We start from the raw sequence: 8,661 nt of genomic DNA, 5'->3' as shown, positions 1-8,661 counted from the left end.
CCGCCGGCGCCCGAGGGCGAGCCCGACCTCCGCTGCGAACTGCCCATCTCGCCGCGCGCCGCGCTGCTCTACCGCCTGAACGCCGACCGCAACCCGCTGCATGCCGACCCCGAAGTAGCACGCCAGGCGGGCTACCCGCGCCCCATTCTGCACGGGCTCTGCACCTACGGCGTGGCGGCCCACGCCATCGTGAAGAGCTGCTGCGACTACGACGCGCGCCGCCTGCTGAGCCTGGACGCCCGCTTCTCCGCGCCCGTCTACCCGGGCGAAACGCTGGTCTGCGACATCTGGCGCCGGCCCGGGGGCGAGCTGCGCTTCCAGGCCCGCGTGCGCGAACGCGGCATCGTGGTCATGAGCCACGGCAGCGCCAGGGTGAGCGCATGACCCGTCCGCCGCCATTGCAAGGCATCCGCGTGCTCGACCTCTCGCGCATCCTGGCCGGCCCCTGGTGCACGCAGAACCTGGCCGACCTGGGCGCCGACGTCATCAAGATCGAACGCCCCGGAGTGGGCGACGACACGCGGGCCTGGGGCCCGCCGTATCTCAAGGACGGCGCGGGCAACGACACCGCCGAGTCCGCCTACTATCTCAGCGCCAACCGCAACAAGCGTTCGGTGGAAGCCGACATGGCCAGCCCCGAGGGCGCGGCGCTCATCCGCGAACTGGCCGCCGCCAGCGACGTGCTGGTGGAGAACTTCAAGGTGGGCGGGCTGGCGAAATACGGACTCGACTATGAGAGCCTGCGCGAGGTCAACCCGCGCCTCATCTATTGCTCGGTGACGGGCTTCGGCCAGGACGGCCCTTGCGCGCAGCGGCCCGGCTACGACTTCATGATCCAGGGCCTGGGCGGGCTGATGAGCATCACCGGCGAGCGCGACGACCTGCCCGGCGGCGGGCCGCAGAAGGCCGGGGTGGCCGTCACCGACATCGTGACCGGCATGTACGCCACCGTGGCCATCCTGGCGGCGCTGCAGGAGCGGCACAACAGCGGGCTGGGCCAGCACCTGGACATCGCGCTGCTGGACAGCCACGTGGCCCTGCTCGCCAACCAGAACTCCAACTACTTCAACACCGGGGTTGCGCCGCGGCGCGCGGGCAATGCGCACCAGAACGTGGTGCCCTACCAGGTGTTCGCCGCCAGCGACGGCCATCTCATCGTGGCCACGGGCAACGAATCCCAGTACCGCGCCTATTGCCGCGCCATCGGCGCGCCGGAGCTCGGCGACGACCCGCGCTTTGCCACCAACCGGCTGCGCGTCGCCAACCGCGAGACGCTCATCGGACTGCTGTCCGACATCATGCGCCGGGGCCGGCGCGACGACTGGATCGAGAAACTGGAGGCCGTGGGCGTGCCCTGCGGCCCCATCAACGACATCGCCCAGGCCTTCGCGCATCCGCAGGCGCAGGCCCGCCAGCTGCGGCGCGACCTGCCCCACCCGCTGGGCGGCCAGGCCGCCGTCACCGCCAGCCCGCTGCGCTTTTCCGCAAGCCCGGTGCAGTACCGCCTGGCCCCGCCGCTGCTCGGCCAGCACACCGAGGAAGTGCTGCGCGACGTGCTGGGCAAGCCGCCCGAAGCCGTCGCCGCCTACGCCGCCCGCCTGCGGGAGAGCGTCGCCAAACAGTAGGAAAGGCGCGTCCTTCCTTACCCCTCCACCGCAACCGGAATCTTGCCGATGCGGGCCTGCCATTCCTTCGGGCCGGTGGTGTGCACCGAGGTGCCTTGCGCATCCACCGCCACCGTGACGGGCATGTCCTTCACGTCGAACTCGTAGATGGCTTCCATGCCCAGGTCTTCGAAGGCCAGCACCTTGGCGTCGCGGATGGCCTTGGAAACCAGGTAGGCCGCGCCGCCCACGGCCATGAGGTAGGCCGAGCCGTGCTTCTTGATGGCCTCGATGGCGACGGGGCCGCGCTCGGACTTGCCGATCATGGAGATCAGGCCGGTCTTCTCGAGCATCATGTCGGTGAACTTGTCCATGCGGGTGGCGGTGGTGGGGCCGGCGGGTCCGACCACCTCGTCGCGCACCGGATCGACCGGGCCCACGTAGTAGATCACGCGGTTGGTGAAGTCCACCGGCAGCTTCTCGCCCTTGGCCAGCATGTCCTGGATGCGCTTGTGGGCGGCATCGCGGCCGGTGAGCATCTTGCCCGAGAGCAGCAGGGTCTGGCCCGGCTTCCAGCTCGCCACTTCTTCCTTGGTGAGCGTGTTCAGGTCCACCTGCCTGGACTTGTTGTAGTCGGGCGCCCAGTGCACTTCGGGCCACTCGGACAACGACGGCGGCTCCAGGCGCGCCGGGCCGGAACCGTCCAGCTCGAAGTGCGCGTGGCGCGTGGCCGCGCAGTTGGGGATCATGGCGACGGGCTTGGAGGCCGCGTGCGTGGGGAAGGTCTTGATCTTGATGTCCAGCACCGTAGTCAGGCCGCCCAGGCCCTGGGCGCCGATGCCCAGCGCGTTGACCTTCTCGTACAGCTCGATGCGCAGCTCTTCCAGCTTGTTCTGCGGGCCGCGCGCCAGCAGCTCGTACATGTCGATGTCTTCCATGAGCGACTGCTTGGCCATCAGCATGGCCTTCTCGGCCGTGCCGCCCACGCCGATGCCGAGCATGCCCGGCGGGCACCAGCCCGCGCCCATGGTGGGAACGGTCTTGAGCACCCAGTCCACCAGCGAGTCGCTGGGATTGAGCATGACGAACTTGGATTTGTTCTCGGAGCCGCCGCCCTTCGAGGCGATCTGCACGTCGACCTTGTCTCCGGGGACCAGGTCGACGTGCAGGATACAGGGCGTGTTGTCGCGGGTGTTCTTGCGGGTGAAGAGCGGATCGTCCAGCACCGAGGCGCGCAGCGGATTGTCGGGGTTGGTGTAGCCGCGGCGCACGCCCTCGTCGCAGAGTTCCTGCAGGCTGCGGCGCGTGTCGAAACGCACGTCCATGCCGATCTTCAGGAAGACGTTGACGATGCCCGTGTCCTGGCACAGCGGCCGCTTGCCCTCGGCGCACATGCGCGAGTTGGTCAGGATCTGCGCCATGGCGTCGCGCGCGGCCGGGCTTTCCTCGCGCTCGTAGGCGCGGGCCAGGTGGCGGATGTAGTCCACGGGATGGTAGTAGCTGATGAACTGGATGCCATCGGCGATAGACTGGATGAAGTCTTCTTCTTTGATGATGACGGACATGGAGATTTGCGGTTCAGGAGGGATAAACGGAAAAACGCGGCCGCAGCGGGCGGCCGCGCGTGATCAGGTCTATTTTATTTGCCCTGCCACACGGGCTTGCGCTTCTCGGCGAAGGCCGTGGCGCCTTCCTTGGCGTCGGCCGAGGTGAAAATGTGGGCGATGAGCGGACGCTGGCGGTCGAACATGCCTTCCTGGGGCCAGTCGCCCGACTGCGAGACGATGCTCTTGGCGGTCTGCACGGCCAGCGGGCCGTTCTCGACAATGGCGCGGGCCAGCGCCAGCGCGCCTTCGAGCGCCTTGCCGGGCTCGGTGAGACGGTTGACCAGGCCATAGGCATGGGCGCGCTCGGCGCCGAGCATCTCACCCGTGAGAATGACCTCCATGGCGATGTGGTACGGCAGGCGGCGCGGCAGGCGCAGCATGCCGCCGGCGCCCGCCACCAGGCCGCGCTTGACCTCGGGCAGGCCGAACTTGGCGTTGCTGGCGGCCACGATGAGGTCGGAGGCCAGGGCCATTTCGCAGCCGCCGGCCAGCGCGTAGCCTTCCACGGCCGCGATCAGCGGCTTCTTGGGCGGACGCTCGTTCAGGCCGGCGAAGCCGCGGCCTTCCACATAGGGGCGCTGGCCCGACTTGGCGAAGGCCTTCAGGTCCATGCCCGAGGAAAACGTGCCGCCCGCGCCGGTCAGGATGCCGATGCGCACGTCGTCGCGGCCGTCGAGCTGATCCAGCGCCGCGGCCATGGCCTGGGCCGTTTCCAGGTTGATGGCGTTCTTGGCTTCGGGCCGGTTGATCGTGATGATCTGGATGCCGTCGGCGATTTCCACCTTGATCAGGTCAGACATGGGTTGTGCTCCTTCCGTATCGCTGTTTCTGCGGGGTTTTATATAAGACTTGGACCAAACGGCAATGATACGACCATTGCCTGCCCGCCGCAGGCGCGCGCCCGGCCGGTGTCCGCCAGGAGCACGCCCGTGCGCGGATGTAACCGCCCGCGGGCGGGCCCCGGCCCGCAGCCCGCCCGGGCCAGTTAAAATGCCGGGTTTCCCGCGTCTGGTTGCCCGCGCCCGCGGCTGTCCGGCCCGGCGCACCGAATTCCAAGAATCCTATGCTCACCTTTCAGCAAATCATCCTCACGCTCCAGGAATACTGGGACAAGCAGGGTTGCGCCCTGCTGCAGCCCTACGACATGGAAGTCGGCGCCGGCACCTCGCACACCGCGACCTTCCTGCGCGCCATCGGCCCCGAGCCCTGGCGGGCGGCCTACGTGCAGCCCTCGCGCCGCCCCAAGGACGGCCGCTACGGCGAGAACCCCAACCGCCTGCAGCACTATTACCAATACCAGGTGGTGCTCAAGCCCGCGCCCCCGGAAATCCTGGATCTCTATATCGGCTCGCTCGAGGCGCTGGGCATCGACCCGGCGCAGCACGACATCCGTTTCGTCGAGGACGACTGGGAAAACCCCACGCTGGGCGCCTGGGGCCTGGGCTGGGAAGTCTGGCTCAACGGCATGGAAGTCACGCAGTTCACCTACTTCCAGCAGGTGGGCGGCCTGGACTGCACGCCCACCACCGGCGAAATCACCTACGGCCTGGAGCGCCTGGCCATGTACCTGCAGGACGTGCAGAGCGTGTACGACCTGGTCTGGACCGAAGGCGCCAACGGCCGGCGCGTGCTGTACCGCGACGTGTTCCACCAGAACGAAGTGGAGCAGTCCACCTACAACTTCGAGCATTCCTCGGCCGACATGCTGTTCTCGCACTTCAACGACTACGAGGCCGAGGCCAAGCGCCTCATGGAAGTGCCGCTGGCGCTGCCGGCCTACGAGGCCGCGCTGAAGGCCGCCCACACGTTCAACCTGCTGGACGCGCGCGGCGCGATCAGCGTGACCGAACGCGCCGCCTACATCGGCCGCATCCGCAACCTGTCGCGCGCCGTCGCGCAGGCCTACTACGATTCCCGCGAACGACTGGGCTTTCCCATGCTGCGCCAAGAGGCCAAGGGGGAGGCTGCCTAAATGACCACGAACATCCGCCCGCTGCTGGTCGAACTGCTGACCGAAGAACTCCCGCCCAAGGCCCTGCAGAAGCTGGGCCAGTCCTTTGCCGAAGGCGTGCGCGCCACGCTGGCGCGCCACGGTCTGCTGGCCGACGGCTGCGCCGTCCAGGCCTACGCCACGCCGCGCCGCCTGGCGGTGCGCCTGTCCGCCGTGCGGGAGCAGGCGCCCGACCAGGCCTACGCCGAAAAGCTGATGCCCGTGAAGATCGGCCTGGCCGAAGACGGCACGCCCACGCCGGCCCTGCAGAAGAAGCTGGCCGCCAAGGGCCTGTCCGGCCTGGATCCGGCCACGCTGGCCCGTGAATCCGACGGCAAGCAGGAATACCTGGTCGCCCGCGGCACCGCGCCGGGCGCGCGCCTGGCCGACGCGCTGCAGGATGGCATCGCCGCCGCCATCGACGGGCTGCCCATTCCCAAGGTCATGCGCTACCAGCTCGCCGACGGCGTGACCACCGTGAAGTTCGTGCGCCCCGCGCACGGCCTGGTGGCGCTCCACGGCGCCGAGGTGCTGCCCGTCGCCGCCCTGGGCCTGTCGGCCGGCCGCGAAACCCTGGGCCACCGCTTCATGAGCCGCGGCCCCATCGCCATTGCCGATGCCGACGCCTACGCCGCCACCCTGGCCGAAAAGGGCCGCGTCGTGGCGTCCTTCGAGGCGCGCCGCGCCGAGATCCAGCGCCAGCTCCAGGAACATGCCGCGCGCCTGTCCGCCAGCCTGGGCGACGGCCCCGAAGTGGCCGCGCTGCTGGACGAAGTCACCGCGCTGGTCGAGCACCCCACCGTCTACGTGGGCGAATTCGAGGAGCAGTTCCTGCAGGTGCCGCAGGAGTGTCTGATCCTCACCATGCGGCTGAACCAGAAGTACTTCCCGCTGTTCGACCCGGCCACCGGCCGCCTGACGCACCGCTTCCTGATCGTCAGCAACATGCAGACGGACAACCCGGTGAACATCATCGAAGGCAACCAGCGCGTGGTGCGCCCCCGCCTGGCCGATGCGCAGTTCTTCTACGAAACCGACCGCAAGGTGCCGCTGGCCGCGCGCGTGGCGCAACTGAGTTCCATCGTATATCACAACCAGCTCGGCACGCAGCTCGAGCGCGTGGAGCGCGTGCGCGCCATCGCGCGCGGCGTGGCGGGCCTGCTGGGCGCCAGCGAGGCCGAGGCCGACCGCGCCGCCCTGCTGGCCAAGGCCGACCTGGGCTCGAACATGGTGGGCGAATTCCCCGAGCTGCAGGGCATCATGGGCGCCTACTACGCCGCCCACGACGGCGAGCCGGAAGGCGTGGTGCAGGCGCTGCGCACCCAGTACCGCAACCGCTGCGACGCCCCCGTCACGGCCGCGGACCTGACCGCCGCCGCGCTGTTCATCGCCGAACGCGCCGAAACCCTGGTGGGCATCTGGGCCATCGGCCTGGCCCCCACCGGCGAGCGCGACCCCTACGGCCTGCGCCGCGCCGCGCTGGGCCTGATCAGCGCCTTCGAGCAGCTGGCCGCCGGCGGCTGGCTCAAGATCGACCAAGACGGCCCGCTGTCGCTGTCCGGCCTGCTGGCGCTGGCCGCCGGCACCTTCCCGGCCGGCAAGATCCCGGCCGGCACGCTGGCCGAGGTGCAGGCGTTCGTCTACGAACGCTACCGCAACCAGCTCATCGCCGATGCCGACCGCAGCGCAGTGGAAGCCGTGATCGCGCTGGCGCCGCCCTTGCACCAGGTGGCCGCGCGCGTGCGGGCGGTGGCGGCTTTCGCCCAGTTGCCCGAGGCCGCGAGCCTGGCCGCCGCCAACAAGCGCATCGGCAACCTGCTCAAGAAGGCCGAGAGCGGCATCGGCCAGGTCGATGCCGCCGCCCTGGCCGAGCCGGCCGAACAGGCGCTGGCCGCCGCCGTGGCCCGCCTGCGGCCGCAGGCCGAGGCCCAGCTCGCCGCCGGCGATTTCGCCGGCAGCCTCACCACGCTGGCGCAGGTGCGCGAGCCGGTGGACGCCTTCTTTGCCGACGTCATGGTCATGGCCGAAGATCCGGCCGTGCGCGCCAACCGGCTCGCCCTGCTGGCGCAGCTCCATGGCCTGATGAACCAGGTCGCCGACATTTCCAGGCTGGCACAGTGAAGCTCATCATCCTAGACCGCGACGGCGTCATCAACCAGGACAGCGACGCCTTCGTCAAGACGCCCGACGAGTGGGTGGCCCTGCCCGGCAGCCTGCAGGCCATCGCCCGCCTTTCCCAGGCCGGCTGGAAGGTGGTGGTCGCCACCAACCAGTCGGGCCTGGCGCGCGGGCTGTTCGACATGGACACGCTTACCGCCATCCACGCCAAGATGCGGCGCGAGCTGGCCGCCGTGGGCGGCAGCGTGGACGCCGTCTTCATGTGCCCGCACGGCCCGGACGACGACTGCTCCTGCCGCAAGCCCCGGCCCGGCCTGTTCGAGCAGATCGGACACCGCTACGACGCGGACCTGGCGGGCGTGCCCGCCGTGGGCGACTCGCTGCGCGACCTCCAGGCCTCTTCCGCGGCGGGGTGCTCCCCGTGGCTGGTGATGACCGGCAACGGGCGCAAGACGCTGCAGAAAGGCGGCCTGCCCCAAGGCACCCGCATCAGCGACGACCTGTCGGCCGTGGCCGACGCCCTGCTGCAAGAGATCTGACCCCCTATGGCCTGGCTGCGTTCGCTGCTGTATTTCCTGTTCCTGGCCGTCACGGTCATCCCGTATGCCATCGCCTGCATCCTGTGGGCGCCCCTGCCGCTGCACCTGCGCTACCGGCTCACCGTGGGCTGGCCGCGGCTGGCGATCTGGGGAGCGCGCGCGTTCTGCGGCATCCGCTGGCAGGTGAAGGGCTGGGAGAACCTGCCCGACGGGCCGGCCGTCCTGCTGTCCAAGCACCAATCGGCCTGGGAAACGCTGTTCTTCCCCGCCCATATGCCGCGCGAGGTGTGCTTCGTCTACAAGCGCGAGCTGCACCTGGTGCCGTTCTTCGGCTGGGGCCTGGCGTTGCTGCGCATGATTCCGATCGACCGCTCCAAGGGGCGCGACGCCTTCGAACAGGTGGTCCGCCAGGGCCAGACCCGGCTCAACGAAGGCCGCTGGCCGCTACTGTTTCCCGAGGGCACGCGCGTGGCGCCCGGCAAGACGGGCCGCTTCAAGATGGGCGGCGCGCTGCTGGCGTCGCGCACCGGCGCGGTGGTGATTCCCGTGGCGCACAACGCGGGCGAATGCTGGCGCCGCAACGCCTTCGTGAAGCGGCCGGGGCTGGTCACGGTGTCCATCGGGCCTGCGATAGAATCCCAGGGCATCACCGCCGAGGAATTGAACCGGAAGGTCCAGGACTGGATCGAAGGCGAAATGCGGCGCCTGAACCCTGAAAGGTATGTCGAATCCTGAGCAGCTCGAACTCCTGTTCGACGCGCGCGACAGCAGCCCTGCCGCCGCGCCGCTGACCGGCCCGCGGG

At 69.4% G+C, this 8,661-nt stretch carries 8 protein-coding genes; 6 read left to right on the top strand and 2 right to left on the bottom strand.

Annotated elements, in window-relative coordinates; genetic code table 11:
- A partial coding sequence (locus tag AD428_RS18455; protein ID WP_160318603.1) for a MaoC family dehydratase occupies positions 1-384 on the top strand: 384 nt, incomplete at its 5' end.
- Complete coding sequence (locus tag AD428_RS18450; RefSeq protein WP_053246153.1) at positions 381-1,625, top strand: CaiB/BaiF CoA transferase family protein; 1,245 nt, start codon at positions 381-383, stop codon at positions 1,623-1,625. The genes AD428_RS18455 and AD428_RS18450, both read left to right, overlap by 4 nt.
- 17 nt (positions 1,626-1,642) lie before the next feature.
- On the opposite strand, the gene AD428_RS18445 is transcribed toward AD428_RS18450, so the two are convergent.
- Positions 1,643-3,169, bottom strand: a complete 1,527-nt coding sequence (locus AD428_RS18445; RefSeq protein WP_053246152.1) for a fumarate hydratase — start codon at positions 3,167-3,169, stop codon at positions 1,643-1,645.
- Between the two features lie 74 nt (positions 3,170-3,243).
- Positions 3,244-4,011: a crotonase/enoyl-CoA hydratase family protein gene (locus tag AD428_RS18440; RefSeq protein WP_053246151.1), complete on the bottom strand. Its 768-nt coding sequence runs from the start codon at positions 4,009-4,011 to the stop codon at positions 3,244-3,246.
- A 263-nt stretch (positions 4,012-4,274) separates the two neighbouring features.
- On the opposite strand from AD428_RS18440, the gene glyQ reads away from it, so the two are divergent.
- The 4 genes from glyQ to AD428_RS18420 are packed head-to-tail and all read left to right on the top strand — an operon-like array spanning position 4,275 to position 8,593.
- Positions 4,275-5,183 carry a glycine--tRNA ligase subunit alpha gene (glyQ, locus tag AD428_RS18435; protein ID WP_053246150.1) on the top strand — a complete coding sequence of 303 codons (909 nt, stop codon included), beginning with the start codon at positions 4,275-4,277 and terminating at the stop codon, positions 5,181-5,183.
- A complete protein-coding gene (glyS, locus tag AD428_RS18430) occupies positions 5,184-7,322 on the top strand; it encodes a glycine--tRNA ligase subunit beta (RefSeq protein ID WP_053246149.1) in 2,139 nt (712 codons plus the stop codon).
- On the top strand, positions 7,319-7,858 hold the full coding sequence (gmhB, locus tag AD428_RS18425; RefSeq protein ID WP_053246148.1) for a D-glycero-beta-D-manno-heptose 1,7-bisphosphate 7-phosphatase: 540 nt from the start codon (positions 7,319-7,321) through the stop codon (positions 7,856-7,858). The genes glyS and gmhB overlap by 4 nt, the downstream gene beginning before the upstream one ends.
- A gap of 6 nt (positions 7,859-7,864) precedes the next feature.
- Positions 7,865-8,593: a lysophospholipid acyltransferase family protein gene (locus tag AD428_RS18420; protein WP_053246147.1), complete on the top strand. Its 729-nt coding sequence runs from the start codon at positions 7,865-7,867 to the stop codon at positions 8,591-8,593.
- Positions 8,594-8,661 lie beyond the last annotated feature (68 nt).

It is taken from the genome of Achromobacter sp. DMS1 (genome assembly GCF_001270295.1).
This window is presented reverse-complemented; position numbering and strand designations above follow the sequence as displayed.

Excerpts from the sequence above, each read along its gene's own strand:
- AD428_RS18450 (WP_053246153.1), top strand. The coding sequence starts at position 381 with ATGACCCGTCCGCCGCCATTGCAAGGCATCCGCGTGCTCGACCTCTCG.
- AD428_RS18445 (WP_053246152.1), bottom strand. The coding sequence starts at position 3,169 with ATGTCCGTCATCATCAAAGAAGAAGACTTCATCCAGTCTATCGCCGAT.
- AD428_RS18440 (WP_053246151.1), bottom strand. The coding sequence starts at position 4,011 with ATGTCTGACCTGATCAAGGTGGAAATCGCCGACGGCATCCAGATCATC.
- glyQ (WP_053246150.1), top strand. The coding sequence starts at position 4,275 with ATGCTCACCTTTCAGCAAATCATCCTCACGCTCCAGGAATACTGGGAC.
- glyS (WP_053246149.1), top strand. The coding sequence starts at position 5,184 with ATGACCACGAACATCCGCCCGCTGCTGGTCGAACTGCTGACCGAAGAA.
- AD428_RS18420 (WP_053246147.1), top strand. The coding sequence starts at position 7,865 with ATGGCCTGGCTGCGTTCGCTGCTGTATTTCCTGTTCCTGGCCGTCACG.